The organism is Domibacillus indicus (genome assembly GCF_000970685.1).
Lineage (GTDB): Bacteria > Bacillota > Bacilli > Bacillales > Domibacillaceae > Domibacillus > Domibacillus indicus.
In genome coordinates this window covers 625,142-641,398 of record NZ_LAJB01000002.1, presented here as the reverse complement: position 1 = coordinate 641,398, position 16,257 = coordinate 625,142, and the positions used below count along the sequence as shown (strand labels likewise).

The 16,257-nt window shown below is 46.1% G+C and carries 17 protein-coding genes and 1 other annotated feature; all 17 genes read left to right on the top strand.

Annotation, left to right across the window (positions count from 1 at the left end; genetic code table 11):
* Positions 1 to 13 precede the first annotated feature (13 nt).
* The 17 genes from cymR (at position 14) to VP98_RS03585 (ending at position 16,234) form a co-directional block, all read left to right on the top strand.
* The gene (gene cymR, locus VP98_RS03660; RefSeq protein ID WP_046173914.1) at positions 14 to 433 is read left to right on the top strand and encodes a cysteine metabolism transcriptional regulator CymR; all 420 of its coding nucleotides are present in this window, start codon (positions 14 to 16) and stop codon (positions 431 to 433) included.
* 12 nt (positions 434 to 445) lie between these two features.
* On the top strand, positions 446 to 1,579 hold the full coding sequence (locus VP98_RS03655; protein WP_046173913.1) for a cysteine desulfurase family protein: 1,134 nt from the start codon (positions 446 to 448) through the stop codon (positions 1,577 to 1,579).
* 15 nt (positions 1,580 to 1,594) lie between these two features.
* Positions 1,595 to 2,707: a tRNA 2-thiouridine(34) synthase MnmA gene (gene mnmA, locus VP98_RS03650; RefSeq protein WP_046173912.1), complete on the top strand. Its 1,113-nt coding sequence runs from the start codon at positions 1,595 to 1,597 to the stop codon at positions 2,705 to 2,707.
* 68 nt (positions 2,708 to 2,775) lie between these two features.
* Entirely contained in the window at positions 2,776 to 3,432 is a 657-nt protein-coding gene (locus VP98_RS03645; RefSeq protein WP_046173911.1) for a tetratricopeptide repeat protein, read from the top strand.
* Between the two features lie 18 nt (positions 3,433 to 3,450).
* Positions 3,451 to 5,817: an SF1B family DNA helicase RecD2 gene (gene recD2 / locus VP98_RS03640; protein ID WP_046173910.1), complete on the top strand. Its 2,367-nt coding sequence runs from the start codon at positions 3,451 to 3,453 to the stop codon at positions 5,815 to 5,817.
* A gap of 48 nt (positions 5,818 to 5,865) precedes the next feature.
* The gene (locus VP98_RS19055; RefSeq protein WP_197076545.1) at positions 5,866 to 6,030 is read left to right on the top strand and encodes a hypothetical protein; all 165 of its coding nucleotides are present in this window, start codon (positions 5,866 to 5,868) and stop codon (positions 6,028 to 6,030) included.
* 52 nt (positions 6,031 to 6,082) lie between these two features.
* Positions 6,083 to 6,294, top strand: a binding site (T-box leader).
* A gap of 65 nt (positions 6,295 to 6,359) precedes the next feature.
* Complete coding sequence (alaS, locus tag VP98_RS03635) at positions 6,360 to 8,990, top strand: alanine--tRNA ligase (RefSeq protein WP_046173909.1); 2,631 nt, start codon at positions 6,360 to 6,362, stop codon at positions 8,988 to 8,990.
* An 81-nt stretch (positions 8,991 to 9,071) separates the two neighbouring features.
* A complete protein-coding gene (locus VP98_RS03630; RefSeq protein ID WP_046173908.1) occupies positions 9,072 to 9,347 on the top strand; it encodes an IreB family regulatory phosphoprotein in 276 nt (91 codons plus the stop codon).
* Positions 9,344 to 9,760: a Holliday junction resolvase RuvX gene (ruvX, locus tag VP98_RS03625; RefSeq protein ID WP_046173907.1), complete on the top strand. Its 417-nt coding sequence runs from the start codon at positions 9,344 to 9,346 to the stop codon at positions 9,758 to 9,760. Before VP98_RS03630 ends, ruvX begins: the two co-directional genes overlap by 4 nt.
* 16 nt (positions 9,761 to 9,776) lie before the next feature.
* On the top strand, positions 9,777 to 10,064 hold the full coding sequence (locus VP98_RS03620) for a DUF1292 domain-containing protein (RefSeq protein ID WP_046173906.1): 288 nt from the start codon (positions 9,777 to 9,779) through the stop codon (positions 10,062 to 10,064).
* A gap of 98 nt (positions 10,065 to 10,162) precedes the next feature.
* A complete protein-coding gene (mltG, locus tag VP98_RS03615; protein ID WP_046173905.1) occupies positions 10,163 to 11,263 on the top strand; it encodes an endolytic transglycosylase MltG in 1,101 nt (366 codons plus the stop codon).
* 114 nt (positions 11,264 to 11,377) lie between these two features.
* The gene (locus VP98_RS03610) at positions 11,378 to 12,025 is read left to right on the top strand and encodes an O-methyltransferase (RefSeq protein WP_046173904.1); all 648 of its coding nucleotides are present in this window, start codon (positions 11,378 to 11,380) and stop codon (positions 12,023 to 12,025) included.
* On the top strand, positions 12,022 to 12,951 hold the full coding sequence (locus tag VP98_RS03605; RefSeq protein WP_046173903.1) for a peptidase U32 family protein: 930 nt from the start codon (positions 12,022 to 12,024) through the stop codon (positions 12,949 to 12,951). Before VP98_RS03610 ends, VP98_RS03605 begins: the two co-directional genes overlap by 4 nt.
* A gap of 17 nt (positions 12,952 to 12,968) precedes the next feature.
* Positions 12,969 to 14,240, top strand: a complete 1,272-nt coding sequence (locus tag VP98_RS03600) for a peptidase U32 family protein (RefSeq protein ID WP_046173902.1) — start codon at positions 12,969 to 12,971, stop codon at positions 14,238 to 14,240.
* Positions 14,241 to 14,245: 5 nt separating this feature from the next.
* On the top strand, positions 14,246 to 14,881 hold the full coding sequence (udk, locus tag VP98_RS03595; protein WP_046174146.1) for a uridine kinase: 636 nt from the start codon (positions 14,246 to 14,248) through the stop codon (positions 14,879 to 14,881).
* A 111-nt stretch (positions 14,882 to 14,992) separates the two neighbouring features.
* A complete protein-coding gene (gene greA, locus VP98_RS03590; protein ID WP_046173901.1) occupies positions 14,993 to 15,469 on the top strand; it encodes a transcription elongation factor GreA in 477 nt (158 codons plus the stop codon).
* A gap of 105 nt (positions 15,470 to 15,574) precedes the next feature.
* Positions 15,575 to 16,234 carry a DUF1510 family protein gene (locus tag VP98_RS03585; protein WP_046174145.1) on the top strand — a complete coding sequence of 220 codons (660 nt, stop codon included), beginning with the start codon at positions 15,575 to 15,577 and terminating at the stop codon, positions 16,232 to 16,234.
* Positions 16,235 to 16,257 lie beyond the last annotated feature (23 nt).

Here is a 16,257-nt window from a genome sequence, read left to right as displayed (position 1 = left end):
GGAGCGCAGGCAGATGAGAATTTCGACTAAAGGAAGATACGGGCTGACCATCATGATTGAGCTGGCTAAGCGCCATGGCGAAGGTCCAACATCGCTCCGCGTCATCGCCGGCACGCATGATTTGTCGGAGCATTACCTGGAACAGCTGATTGCACCGCTTCGGAATGCCGGCTTTGTCCGCAGCATTCGGGGAGCTTATGGCGGCTACGTGCTCGGCCATGAGCCGGAGGAAATTACAGCAGGAGATATTATTCGTGTGCTGGAGGGGCCGATTACCCTTGTAGAAGGAATTGAAGAAGAAGAACCCGCAAAGCGGGAGTTATGGATCCGAATCAGTGATGCGATTAAAGGCGTTCTGGAAAACACAACGCTTGATGATCTCGCAAACCACACAGCAATTAACGAATCAGATGCATATATGTTTTATATTTAACGAGGTGTCAGTATGGAACGAATTTATTTAGACCACGCAGCGACGTCCCCTGTTCACCCGGAAGCAGCCTCGGCGATGACAGCTGTTTTAACAGAGATGTACGGAAATCCATCGAGCATCCATTCATTCGGGCGGGAATCGCGCCGCATTGTAGATGAGGCTAGGGCTGTTGTTGCCAGAACAATGCAGGCTGGATTTACTGATGTAACTTTTACAGGCAGTGGCACGGAAGCGGACAATATGGCGATATTTGGAACGGCGCGTTTTAAAAAGTCCGGCCATATTATTACATCATCCATTGAACATCATGCTGTTTTGCACGCATGCGAGGCGCTTGAAAAAGAAGGATTCGAGGTTACCTATCTTCCGGTCAATGAAGAAGGAATCGTTTCTGTCCCGGACGTCCAGTCAGCTCTTCGTGAGGATACCATTCTTGTTTCTATTATGTATGGAAACAATGAAACAGGCGCCATCCAGCCAATCAGTGAAATTGGCCGCCTGCTTGCCGATCATCCTGCCCTGTTTCATGTTGATGCAGTCCAGGCGTATGGTGTTTTGCCGATTAATGTCAATGAATTAAACGTTGACTTTCTGGCGGTATCCGGCCACAAGATTAATGGCCCGAAAGGCATTGGTGCTCTTTATATAAAGCCGGGCACGCCGCTTGCACCGATTTTATACGGCGGCGAGCAGGAACGAAAGCGCCGTGCTGGAACAGAGAACACAGCCGCTATTGCGGCAATGGCGAAAGCGGCGGAAATAGCAGAAAGCACCCGGGAAGAGCGGGCTGTCCGCTATATGGAGCTAAAACAGCTTTTCATTGAGACGCTCTCGCAAAATGGCGCCTCATTTTCAGTGAACGGGAAAGTTGAACATTCCCTTCCTCATGTGCTAAACTTATTTTTTCCGGGTACTGATGTTGAGGCATTCCTGGTCAATCTCGATATGGCGGGAATTGCTGTGTCAAGCGGCTCAGCGTGTACAGCAGGTTCCATTGAGCCATCGCATGTTTTAACGGCGATGTTTGGGAGAGAGTCGGAAAAGCTGCGTTCATCGATCCGGTTCAGCTTCGGGCTGAATAATACAGCGGAACAAATAAAGCAAGCCGCGCTTAAAACAGCGGAGATCGCAAAGCGGCTGTCATAGAAAGAGGATGAAGAAATGAAAGCACCGAAAGACACCCGTGTGGTAGTGGGTATGTCCGGCGGCGTTGATTCTTCGGTTGCGGCGCTTCTTTTAAAAGAGCAGGGGTATGACGTTGTCGGCATCTTTATGAAAAACTGGGATGATACCGATGAATTTGGCGTCTGCACAGCAACGGAAGATTATGAGGATGTTATTCGTGTCTGCAATCAAATTGGAATTCCATATTATGCGGTCAATTTTGAAAAGCAGTATTGGGATAAAGTGTTCACATATTTCCTGGATGAATACAAAGCGGGCCGGACGCCAAATCCTGATGTGATGTGCAATAAAGAAATTAAATTCAAAGCTTTTCTCGATCATGCCATGAAGCTTGGGGCCGATTATCTGGCAACAGGCCATTACGCACGCATTGACCGTTCAGGCGATGAAGTAAAAATGCTTCGGGGAGTCGACAATAATAAAGACCAGACATACTTTTTAAATCAGCTGTCGCAAAGCCAGCTGGATAAGGTTATGTTCCCAATCGGAGAACTCGAGAAAAAGCGGGTTCGTGAACTGGCAGCAGAAGCAGGCCTTGCCACAGCAGCCAAAAAGGATTCTACCGGTATTTGCTTTATTGGCGAACGGAATTTCAAAGAGTTTTTAGGACAATATCTGCCGGCACAGCCAGGCGACATGGTGACATTTGACGGCCGTAAAATGGGCCGCCATGACGGATTAATGTATTATACAATCGGCCAGCGCCACGGCCTTGGCATCGGTGGAAGCGGCGAGCCGTGGTTTGTCGGAGGCAAGAACCTGAAAACAAATGAACTGTATGTTGTGCAGGGCTTCCACCATGATTCGCTTTATTCCGATTCGTTGGACGCCGTGCAGGTTAGCTTTACAACGGATCAAGAAGTGCCGGAAACCTTCCACTGTACAGCGAAATTCCGGTATCGCCAGGCCGATACGGGCGTTACGGTGACACGGACGGGTGAAAAAACAGCCCGTATTGTTTTTGATGAGCCAGTCCGCGCCATTACACCGGGGCAGGCAGTCGTCTTTTATAATGAAGAGGTATGCCTGGGCGGCGGCACAATTGATAAAGTATACAAAGAAAACAAACAGCTCGACTACGTGGGCTGAACACAACCCGCCCCTTTACGCATGGGGCGGGTTTCTTTGTTATAATGAGAGAAAACAGGAGGCTTCAGATGGATAAAAATCAGCAGGGCATTGAATTACTGCAGGAAGGCAAGTGGGAAGAGGCTTTAAAGCTTTTTACTGAACAAATTGAAGAAAAGCCGCATGACCCCGCTGCTTATATTAATTTTGGACATGTTCTTGCAGAAATGAATGATGCGGAGCGGGCATTACGGTTTTATGAAAAAGCAGTGGAGGTTGATCCGTCTTCCAGTGCCGCGCATTATGCACTGGGTTCGTTTTGCTTTGGGCGGGAACGATTTGAAGAAGCTGCCCAATTCTTTGAAAAAGCAATTCGCTGCGGCATGGAAGAAGCAGACGCTTATTTTATGCTTGGTCTGTCGTTTTTATATTTAGACCAGACAGTTATGGCGCTTCCGTATTTAATGCGTGCAGTTGAATTGGACGAAGAGGATGCAGAGGCGCGGTTTCAATTTGCACTTGCCCTGGCAAAAACGGAGCAGTATGAAGAAGCGGAAAAAAATCTTCAAAAAGTAACTACACAGGAACCGTCCCATGCGGATGCGTTTTATAATCTCGGTGTTTTATATGCCGGACACTATGAGCAGCCTGAAAAAGCAGCCGGCTATTTTGACCGAGCGCTTGAAATTCAGCCGGATCATATGCTGGCAGGCTATGGGAAGAAACTGCTCGAAAAAGCGGAATAAAAAGAGGTGGTCAGCGCCGTGCAGGAGAAACGGGATTTATTCACAGAAGGCGAACAGTTTTTAAAAGGCCGGCATATTGTCACAATTTTCCGGAACAATGAAAACTTCTATACGGTTCTTCGAGTCCGCGTTGCCGAGACCGATGGAAACTATGAAGAAAAGGAAGCAGTGGTTACGGGCTATTTTCCGGCGGTGCATGACCATGAAATGTACATATTTAATGGCCGCTTTAAAGACCACCCCCGGTTTGGCCGGCAGTTTATTGCCCGAACCGCCCAAAAAGAAATGCCGCAGACTAAGCAGGGGATCATCGCTTATTTATCCGGTGATTTATTTAAAGGAATCGGTAAAAAAACAGCTGAATCAATTGTTGAAACACTTGGAGAACAGGCGATTGCAAAAATCATCTCGGACAAAAGCTGTTTGGAGAAAGTGCCACGCCTGCCAGCTGAAAAAGCGGACAGTTTACATGAGACGCTTATGCAGCACCAGGGCCTTGAACAAATTATGGTCTCGTTAAATGAATTAGGTTTCGGCCCGCAGCTGTCAATGAAAATTTATCAAATGTATTACGAGGAATCGCTGAATGTGATTCAGGAAAATCCGTACCGCCTGGTAGAAGATATTGAGGGGATCGGGTTTGTCCGGGCAGATGAAATTGGTGCGCAAATCGGTATCAGCGGTGCGCATCCAGACCGGCTGAAAGCCGCCATTTTGTATTCACTTGAGCAGCAGTGCCTGCAGGAAGGCCATTGTTACGCCGAAGCAGAGCATTTATTAAAGGGCGTAAAAGAACTGCTTGACAAAAGTGCAAATGGGACTGCCGAGTTTGAAACAATTGCCACGCGGCTGATTGAGCTCGAAGAAGAAGGAAAGGTAGCGGGAGAAGAGCAGCGTATTTATATGCCGTCTCTTTATTTTTCAGAAAAAGGCCTTGTTGCAAATATCCAGCGCGTGCTTGAGCAGGAGCCTCATTCGTTTCCGGAATCAGAATTTTTACTCGCACTCGGTGAGCTTGAAGACCGGACAGGTATTACGTATGCTCCTTCGCAAAAGCAGGCGATTCAAACCGCCCTGGCCTCGCCTTTAATGATTTTGACTGGCGGGCCGGGTACTGGAAAAACGACCGTTATCAAAGGCATTGTTGAATTATACGGAGAACTGCATGGCTTATCGCTTGATCCTAAAAAATATGACAAGGAGGACCCGTTTCCCATCAAGCTTTGTGCTCCGACCGGGCGTGCAGCCAAGCGGATGATGGAATCAACCGGGCTTCCGGCGGTTACCATTCACCGGCTGCTTGGGTTTAATGGACAGGAAGAACCCGAGGAGGACGGAAATGCGGTTTCAGGCCGGCTGTTAATTGTAGATGAATCTTCCATGGTCGATATCTGGCTTGCCCACCAGCTTTTTAAAGCAATTCCTGATGACATGCAGGTAGTGCTCGTTGGCGATGAAGACCAGCTTCCCTCTGTCGGTCCCGGGCAGGTGCTGAAAGACATGCTGGCTTCTAAAGCCATCCCATCAGTACGTTTAACGGATATTTACCGGCAGGAAGAAGGCTCTTCCATTATCAGCCTTGCCCACAGCATTAAAGACGGCTTTGTCCCCGAAACGCTGACAGCGCCGCAAAAAGACCGTTCCTTTATTAAATGCAGCACCGGCCAGATTGCAGATGCAATTGAGAAAGTGGTGAAAAATGCGGCGGGAAAAGGCTACGAACCGCGTGATATTCAAGTTCTGGCTCCCATGTACAAGGGGCCGGCCGGTATTGATAAGCTAAATGAGGTTTTACAGGGAGTGCTGAACCCAAACAAGGATGGCCGCCGGAAAGAAATTGTCTTCGGGTCTGTTAAATACCGGATTGGCGATAAAGTGCTTCAGCTTGTCAATCAGCCGGAGCAAAATGTGTTTAATGGAGATATTGGCGAGGTTATATCGATTTTTTATGCAAAAGAAAACACCGAAAAAGAAGATATGGTGATAGTCTCCTATGAAGGCAATGAAGTGACCTATACGAGAAATGATTTAAACCAGATTACACATGCTTTTTGCTGTTCAATCCATAAATCGCAGGGAAGCGAGTTTCCGATTGTTATTTTGCCGGTTGTTAAAAGCTACTATCGGATGCTGAGGAGAAACCTGTTGTATACCGCAATTACAAGAAGCAAACAGTTTTTGATTTTATGCGGAGAAGAAGAAGCGTTTAAGATCGGAATCGCCCGGAATGACGATTTAGTTCGAAAAACAGCACTTGCCGAACGCCTTTCGGCTGAAAAGCCAGCGGGCAATCAAAATGAAAAGCTGCGGGAAGATAACTGGATGACAATTGACCCGATGATTGGCATGCAGGGCGTTTCACCATATGATTTCATGATTGTATAAAAGCTTTCTGATTCGGACATACTGATCGCAAAAACAGGAGGGATCATTTTGCAATCGTGTCCGAACTGCGGGAGCCGGGAAGTAGGACGTATCGGCTCTGACCACTATTACTGTCATGACTGCTGCGTGGAAATGTCTGAGCTTGAAGGCGGGCTGGTCATTCATCAAGTAGAAGAAGACGGGTCACTTATTCCGCTTGATGAATGGTCATAACCATGATTGACAAACGCTTTATTCCTTTTTATAATTCGGGTATACGAATTTGGACAAAACGATGAAGGACAGAAGTACATTATAGCCCATTCAAAGAGAGAAGCGCCCGTGGCTGAAAGGTGTTTCGGATGAAGAATAATGGAAAGCTGGGTCCTGAGTGCAGCAAACACTGCCGTCAGCCGCGTTAAGGCATATGAGAGGCGAATTCTTTCAGTAGAATTGGCAATCAGGGTGGTACCGCGAACAAAAAGCTTCGTCCCTGCTGGGGATGAGGCTTTTTTTGCTGTCTTTTTTCGGATTGTATACATATGTTAAGGAGGATTTTAATAATGAAATCATTAACAGGCGCAGATATTCGCCGCCTTTATTTAGAGTTTTTCCAGGAAAAAGGGCACCGGGTGGAGCCGAGTGCGCCGCTTGTGCCAATTGATGATCCAAGTCTGCTCTGGATAAACAGCGGTGTTGCCACGCTGAAAAAATATTTTGACGGCCGGATTATCCCTGACAATCCGCGGATTACAAATGCACAAAAGTCTATCCGCACAAATGATATTGAAAACGTCGGCAAAACGGCACGTCATCATACATTTTTCAAAATGCTCGGGAATTTTTCAATTGGTGACTATTTTAAAACAGAAGCTATTCATTGGGCATGGGAATTTTTGACGGATGAAAAATGGATTGGCTTCGATCCGGAAAAACTTTCCGTAACCATTCACCCGGAGGATGAAGAAGCATATCTTATCTGGAAAAATGAAGTAGGAGTGCCGGATGAACGTATTATTCGGCTGGAAGGAAACTTCTGGGATATCGGTGAAGGCCCATCCGGCCCGAATACAGAAATTTTCTATGACCGCGGTGCTGAGTATGGCAGCGATGAAAATGACCCGGAATTGTACCCGGGCGGTGAAAATGAACGCTATCTAGAAGTATGGAATCTTGTATTCTCTGAATTTAACCATAATCCGGATGGTACTTACACTCCGCTTCCAAAGAAAAACATTGATACGGGGATGGGGCTTGAACGGATGGCCTCGGTTGTCCAGAACGTACCGACGAACTTTGACACAGATTTATTCATGCCAATTATTCGTGAAACAGAAAAGATATCTGGTGAACAATACGGCGAAACGGATGAAAAAGATACGGCATTCAAAGTAATTGCTGACCATATTCGCACAGTTGCTTTTGCTATAGGAGACGGTGCGCTTCCTTCGAACGAAGGACGGGGCTATGTGCTTCGCCGCCTGCTTCGCCGTGCAGTGCGCTATGCAAAGCAAATCGGCATCAACCGGCCATTTATGTACGAGCTTGTGCCGGTAGTTGGCGGAATCATGAACGACTATTATCCTGAGGTAACGGAAAAAGCCGCTTTTATTCAGAAAGTAATTAAAAATGAAGAAGAACGCTTCCATGAAACCCTAAATGAAGGGCTGGCAATTCTTTCTGCTGTTATTAAAAGGGCAAAAGAAGCTGGATCAGATACAATTGACGGCGCTGATGTTTTCCGTTTGTATGATACGTACGGCTTTCCTGTTGAACTTACGGAAGAATACGCAGAAGAAGAAGGCATGAAAGCAGACCATGCGGGGTTTGAGAATGAAATGAAGCAGCAGCGTGACCGCGCTCGTGCGGCCCGCCAGGATACAGATTCCATGCAGGTACAGGGCGGCGTATTATCATCTGTCACAGAAGAAAGCACGTTTACGTATGACAGGCTGACGGTTGATACAACAGTGGCCGTTTTAATCAAAGACGGGGCATTGGCAGACGAAGCGCATGAAGGCGAAGAAATTCAATTTATCTTGAAAGAAACACCGTTTTATGCAGAAAGCGGCGGTCAAATTGCCGATAAAGGCGTATTGGAGTCCCAAACTGCCCGCGTTGTTGTAAAAGATGTTCAAAAAGCGCCGAATGGCCAGAACGTTCACAGTGCAGTGGTGGAAAGCGGGATGCTCACTGCAGGAAGCGCAGTAACAGCGAAAGTAGATGTTTTGTCACGGGGAAAAATTATCAAAAACCATACAGCAACCCACTTAATGCACCAGGCATTAAAGGATGTGCTCGGCACACATGTTAATCAGGCGGGATCGCTTGTAGAACCAGAACGTCTTCGCTTTGACTTCTCTCATTTTGGACAAGTAACCGCAGAAGAAATCGCTCAAGTAGAAGAGATCGTCAATGATAAAATTTGGAAAGGAATAGCGGTCGAAACAGCATTTAAGCCAATTGCAGAAGCAAAAGCAATGGGGGCTATGGCGTTATTCGGTGAAAAATACGGCGATATCGTCCGGGTAGTATCTGTAGGTGATTACAGCCTTGAGCTTTGCGGAGGATGCCATGTTGTCAACACAGCAGAGATTGGTTTGTTTAAAGTGCTGTCTGAGAGTGGAATCGGTGCGGGAACACGCCGTATTGAAGCGGTGACAGGTGAAGGAGCATTCCGTTATTTAAATGAGCATTCTGGAGTGTTAAAAGAAGCGGCGGCCAAATTAAAATCAAGCCCAAAAGATATTCTGGCAAAAGTGGACAGCCTGCAAGCTGAGATGCGTGAGGTCCAGCGTGAAAATGAATCACTTTCAAAAAAATTGTCAAATATAGAAGCAGGAAGCCTTACCGACAAAGTTGAAATAGTAAATGGTGTGCAGCTTCTTGCAGCAAATGTCCAGGCGGCTGATATGAATACACTGCGGACAATGGCAGATGAATTAAAACAAAAAGTAACCCCGGGTGTTATTGTGCTTGTTGCGGCAGCAGATGGAAAAGTCAATGTTGTCACAGCGGTTACCGGGGATCTGACCGAAAAAGGCTTCCACGCCGGCAAGCTGGTCAAAGAAGTAGCCGGCTGCCTGGGCGGCGGCGGTGGAGGCCGCCCGGATATGGCACAGGCAGGCGGAAAAGACCCATCGAAAATCGACGAAGCATTGCAAATTGCTGTGGAATGGGTAAAATCGATTTGAATATGTTGTCATTTGTTGTACAATGAAACATATCGTACAGAATCGGGCAATCAAATATCCGCCTGAAGTGAGGTGCTGACAGTGAGTTCTTTTGACAAGACAATGCGGTTTAATTTTCCGGAAGAGCCGTATGATGAAAACGTAAAAGAAGTGCTGCTGAAAGTCCATAGCGCGCTGGAGGAAAAAGGGTATAATCCAATCAATCAGATTGTCGGCTATTTGCTTTCTGGAGATCCAGCTTACATTCCGCGCCATAATGATGCGCGAAATTTAATTCGCCGGCTTGAGCGGGATGAAATTATTGAAGAGCTTGTCAAAACGTACCTGAAAGAGCAGCAGGAGGAACCAACATCATGAGAACAATGGGCCTTGACGCCGGCACGAAGACCATTGGCATTGCCATAAGCGATGCGTTCGGCTGGACTGCGCAGGGCATTGAAACAATAAAGATCAATGAGGCGGCAGGAGAGTTTGGCCTTGACCGAATCGGTGAACTTGTGCGGGAGCATGAGGTGAGCAAATTTGTTGTCGGTTTTCCAAAAAACATGAATAATACAGTAGGACCCCGTGGAGAAGCAGCCGAAGCATTCGCAGCGCTCCTCGAGGAAACGTTCAATTTGCCGGTTGTCCTCTGGGATGAGCGTTTAACCACAATGGCAGCCGAACGGATGCTGATTGATGCAGATGTCAGCCGGAAAAAGCGTAAAAAAGTAATTGATAAAATGGCTGCAGTGATGATTTTACAAGGGTATCTTGACAGCCAAAAATAATGAGGTGACCATTAAAATGGAACATGGCGAAAAGCAAATTACTGTAATTGATGAAAACGGCAACGAACAGCTTTGTGAAGTATTATTTACTTTTCACAACGATCAATTTGACAAATCTTATGTTCTTTATTTCCCGGTAGGTGCGGAAGAAGACGATAATGAAGAAATTGAAATTCATGCATCATCTTTCATTCCGGGGGATGAAGGAGAAGATGGCGAACTTGAGCCGATTGAATCGGATGAAGAATGGGAAATGATCGAGGAAATGCTCAATACATTTCTTGATGACGAAGAACAAGAATAATCAGGAGGAACAGACGGTGAAATAAACGTCTGTTCTTTTTCTTTTTACATCATTCTTGTATACTATAAAAGGAAAGATGGTGTCGAAAGGAGATTTTTATGTCGAATGATGTTTTTCCGCCGGCTTCAGGACGAAAAAGACGGCTGAAAAGAGCAATTTTAATTATGTTATTATTCCTTTTGCTTCTTGCAGCGGCTGCAGCAGCAGGGGTGTACTATGTATGGAAAGCCGCATCAGAACCAGCAGATGCTGAAAGCCAGGAAGAAGTAAATATCTCTATCCCGCTTGGCTCAAGTTTATCCTCCATTTCTCAAACGCTTGAAGATAATGGGATTGTTAAAAATGCCGCTCTTTTTAAGTACTATGCAAAATATAAAGGAGAAGGAGATTTTCAAGCGGGAGAATATGTGCTTTCTCCTTCCATGACGCCGGATGCCATTATGGCTTCGTTAAAAGAAGGCAGAGTAATTGGGGTGCATGGACAAGTTATCATTCCTGAAGGCTACCAGCTGACGCAGATTGCAGAGGCAATCGCCTCAGAAACAGGCGAAAATCCCCAGGAGGTTCTTGCTGTCCTGAATAGCGAAGAATTTGTAAATAAAATGATAGCCAGCCATCCAGAACTTGTAACAAAAGCAGTGCTCGGTGAAAATATCCGCTATCCTCTTGAAGGCTATTTGTATCCAGCCACATATGATGTTGGGAAACCGGCAAAAACGACCGAAGAAATTGCCGAAGAAATGATTGCGAAAACAGATGAAGTGGTTCAAGGATTTTCAGAGCAGATTAAAGCGTCTGGAATGACCGTTCATGAGTTCTTGACATTTTCCTCACTTGTGGAAGAAGAAGCGACAGGCAAAACAGACCGCAAGAAAATTGCCAGCGTTTTTTATAACCGGATGAAAGCCGATATGCCGCTGCAGACAGATCCGACTGTTCTATATGCCCAGGGGAAACATAAAGACCGGGTCTTATATGAAGATTTGAAGGTAGATTCTCCTTATAACACATATCAGGCAAAAGGACTTACACCGGGCCCAATCGGCAACAGCGGCATTGATTCAATGGAAGCCGTGCTGAAGCCCGAGCAAACTGATTTTCTTTATTTCCTTGCTTCGCCGGCCGGAGATGTTTATTATTCTAAAACGCTGGATGAGCACAATAAGCTAAAAGCCAAATACATTACAAACAGCCAGTAGAAAGCACACGTAGATTTTCTGTATTTTCTATGATAAAATAGTTCGGGCACATATGAAAACAGGGGAAAGCTTTTATAGCTTTCTCTTTTTCTTAGAAAGAAGGGTATTTTTACCATGAAAGACAATATACACGGCTATATTGAATCACTTTTAACGCCGCGGGAAGGCTTGCTTGCCGAAATGGAGCAGTATGCAGCCGACCATCGTGTGCCGATTATGGAACCAGTTGGAATGGATACACTTTTGGCTATGCTAAAGCTGCAGAACCCCGTCCGGCTGCTTGAAATTGGGACGGCAATTGGGTACTCTGCTCTGAGAATGGCTGAAGCTGTTCCACAACTGCATATAACCACGCTTGAGCGTGATGAGGACCGGTTTGAAAAGGCTGCTCAATATATTAGCCGCTCGGACAGCCAGGACCGTATTCAGCTTTTACTGGGTGATGCGCTTGAACTGGCGGACAAAGCAGCGGAAAACGGACCTTTTGATGCAATCTTTATAGACGCGGCAAAAGGGCAATACCGCCGCTTTTTTGAATTATACGCACCGCTGTTAAAAACAGGCGGCGTTATATACTCGGATAATGTCCTGTTTAAAGGCTATGCCGCTGGAACCGATGCGCCTACGAAGCGGATCGAGAAAATCGCCCGGAAAATTACGGGATATAATGAATGGCTGACGGCTCATCCCGGATACGATACATCCATCATACCGTCCGGGGATGGAATTGCAGTCAGCATAAAACGGAGTGAAGAAAAGTGAAAAAACCTGAATTACTTGTAACACCCGGGAGTGTTACTGAAATACAAAAACAAATAGTGGCAGGCGCAGATGCTTTCCTTATTGGAGAGCAGCGTTACGGCCTGCGTCTTGCCGGGGAGTTCAGCCGCGAGCAAATAAAAGAAGCCGTTCGTCTTGCTCATGAACATGGCAAAAAAGTGTATGTTGCAGTGAATGCCATCTTTCATAATAATATTGCAAACGAATTAGACGATTATATTGCTTTTGTGAAAGAAGCAAATGCTGATGCGATTGTTTTTGGAGATCCTGCAGTCATTATGGCGGTCAGGGAAGCAGCACCTGGCTTTCCGCTTCACTGGAATCCGGAAACAACCGCAACAAATTATTACACAGCAAACTACTGGGGCAAACGGGGAGCTGTTCGGGCGATTTTGGCCCGTGAGCTTAGCATGGATGCTGTCATTGAAACAAAAGAAAATGCGAATGTCCAGATAGAAGTGCAGGTTCATGGAATGACTTGCATGTTTCAGTCAAAGCGTCCTCTTCTGGGCCATTATTTCGAATATATGGGCCAGAATATGGAAGTCGAAAAGCGCCAGGGTGCCAAAAATATGCTTCTTCATGATGAAGAAAGAGGAAATAAATACCCAATCTATGAAGATGCAAACGGCACACATATTATGAGCCCGAATGATATGTGTATTATTGATGAACTGCAGGACCTAATCGATGCGCGGATTGACTCATTTAAAATCGACGGCGTCCTTCAAACAGAAGAATACCGTCTTGAAGCAACAAAGCTGTACCGCAAAGCGATTGACTTATGCGTCGATGATCCAAGCCGGTACGATGAGGAAAAGGACAGCCTTTTTGAAGCAGCAGAATCGCTGCAGCAAGATCACCGTCCGCTTGATTCTGGCTTTTTCTTTAAAGAGACGGTTTATTAATAGAGGAGGAAAGAAAGATGAACGGATTGAAAAACGATGCCATTTCGGAAATCGTTGACGGCAAACGGGTTATTGTGAAAAAGCCAGAGCTGTTAGCGCCAGCTGGCACACTTGAAAAGTTAAAAATCGCTGTCCGTTACGGAGCGGACGCTGTATACATCGGCGGGCAAGAATACGGTCTTCGCTCAAATGCGGGGAATTTTACATTCGAAGAAATGAAGGAAGGAGTCGAGTTCGCCAAAAAATACGGCGCCAAAGTATATGTCACAACCAATATTTTTGCTCATAACGAAAATATAGATGGCCTGGAAGACTATCTCCGCGGAGTTGGAGAAGCCGGTGTCACAGGAATCATTGTGGCAGATCCGCTGATTATTGAAACTTGCCGCCGTGTAGCTCCGCACGTCGAAGTTCACTTGAGCACACAGCAGTCTCTTTCAAACTGGCGAGCGGTTAAGTACTGGAAAGAAGAAGGGCTGGACCGCGTTGTGCTTGCCCGCGAGACAACCGGAGAAGAAATGCGCCTTATGAAAGAGAAAGTGGATATTGAAATCGAAACGTTTATTCACGGCGCGATGTGTATTGCTTATTCAGGACGCTGCGTACTGAGCAACCACATGACAGCTAGGGATTCAAACCGCGGCGGCTGCTGCCAGTCCTGCCGCTGGGATTACAATCTAGTTGAATTGGAAGATGGCGTTGAGTCGCCTATTACAAAAGAAAGTGACTCGCCGTTCGCCATGAGTCCGAAAGATTTGCGCCTTCTGCAATCCATCCCGGGACTGATTGAACTTGGTATTGACAGTTTGAAAATTGAAGGCCGTATGAAATCCATTCATTATGTGGCAACTGTTGTGAGCGTGTACCGGAAAGTAATTGATGCTTATTGCGCAGATCCGGAAAACTTCACTATTAAAGATGAGTGGCTGGAGGAATTGGAAAAGTGTGCGAATCGCCCGGCGGCGCCGGCATTTTTCGCCGGAACACCTGGTGCGGATGAACAGCTTTTTGGCGTTCACGGCAAAAAGGCCTCCCATGACTTTGCAGGGTTAGTGGTGGATTATGAGGAGGATACACAAATGGTCACACTGCAGCAGCGGAACTTTTTCCGCCCGGGTGATAAAGTGGAGTTTTTCGGGCCGAATATGGACACATTTACCCAGGTTGTAGGTACGGTAGTGGATGAGGATGGAAATGAACTGGATGCAGCCCGCCACCCGCTGCAAATTGTCCGCTTTAAAGTGGACCGTCCTGTTTCAAAAGATGATATGATGCGGAAAGGGCTGTGACAGGCATGAGCAAAAAGCCGATTGTAATCGGTGTCGCGGGCGGCTCGGGTTCTGGAAAAACAAGCGTTGCCCGTGCAATTCACGATTTCTTTCAAGGCGGCTCAATCATGATGATTGAGCAGGATTATTATTATAAAAATCAATCACATCTTACATTTGAAGAACGGCTGAATCAAAATTATGATCATCCGCTTGCTTTTGATAATGATCTCCTGATTGAGCAGATGAAGGACTTGATGAAGGGCCGTTCCGTTGAAAAACCGGTATATGACTACGCGAAGCATACTCGTTCATCGGAAACCATTCCGCTTGAGCCGAAGGACGTCATTATTTTAGAAGGTATTTTAGTACTCGAAGATGAACGGCTCCGGGAATTGATGGACATCAAGCTGTTTGTGGATACTGATGCCGATTTGCGTTTTATCCGCCGTTTAACACGCGATATTAAAGAACGCGGCCGGTCGCTTGATTCAGTTATTGACCAATATACAGAAGTGGTCCGTCCAATGCATAATCAGTTTATTGAACCGACAAAGAGATATGCAGATGTCATTATTCCAATTGGCGGCGAAAACAAAGTCGCCATCGATTTATTAATTGCAAAAATACAAACAATTCTTGAACAAAAAGACATTTTATAGTATGTTTTTATGAAACAGGCATACAATGGGAAAAACGCGCGCCTTCTAAATTGGAAGGGGCGCGCTCATATTTAAGTGCTTTTTGGGTGAACATTAAAGGAGTGGAAGAAGTTGTCGAACGAAAAAGTATACCCGATGACACGGGAAGGCAAAGAAAAACTGGAGCAGGAACTGGAGTATTTGAAATCTGTAAAACGGAAAGAAGTTGTGGAACGCATTAAAATTGCCCGCAGCTTCGGCGACCTGTCAGAGAACTCTGAATATGACTCAGCAAAAGAAGAGCAGGCGTTTGTGGAAGGCCGGATTGGTACAATTGAAACGATGATCCGTAATGCAAAGATTATTGAAGCAAGCGAGATGAATGCGGATGAAGTATCACTTGGAAAAACAGTGACGTTCGTTGAACTTCCAGATGGCGAAGAAGAAAGCTATACAATTGTGGGCAGCGCGGAAGCGGATCCATTTGAAGGGAAAATTTCAAATGATTCGCCTATTGCGAAAAGCATGATTGGCAGACGTGTTGGCGATAAAGTAATTGTTCAAACACCGGCCGGCGAAATGAATGTAAAAATTGTTTCAATCAGTTAATTGCAAAGCGTAGAAGGCTTAGGCCTTTTGCGCTTTTTTAATGAAAAACTTTTATCAAGCAAACAGAACATGTTAAAATGGAAACGTAATGAGGAGGAGAAGCAAATGGAACAATCGTCGCGTGCCGAGCGCAAAACCAAGCGGAGAAAAACAAACCGCATTTTAAATACAGCCATCGCGGTTGTCGTGCTGCTTATAATTATTGTCGGATTTACCATTTTTGCAGGTGGAAATAATGATGAAGAGCCGGCAGCACCGGAAGAAACAAAGCAGGATCAGACAGCTGCTGTTTCGGATGAGGAAACAGAAGAGGAGCCAGCTCAATCTGAAGAAACAGGAACGGAAGACGAAAGCGAACCGGCTGAGACAGAGGAGCCGGCTGAAGAAGAGCAAACAGAAGAGGAACCAGCAGATGAAGAAGTCATTGTTTCGGAAGGAACCGACCCAAATGTTGAAGAGGATATTGTGAATCCGAATTGGGAGGGTGTAGGCACATCTCAAACGGGAGAGCATACGTCTTCTTTTGAAACAGATTCCACTGACTGGCAGGAAAAAGAGCAGGCGCTGGCTTATGCAACAGGTATTCCACTAAGCGACATGACGGTTTGGTATATTAGCGGAGATGGCCCTCAAGCAGCTATCGGAACCGTATCGCCAAAATCAAACCAGGATGAAGCGTACCGCGTACACATTGAGTGGGTAGACGGTGAAGGCTGGAAGCCGACGAAAGTCCAGAAGCTCGAAGAAAATGACAAAGGCCGCTAAAACCCGCTTTGACGGCGGGTTTT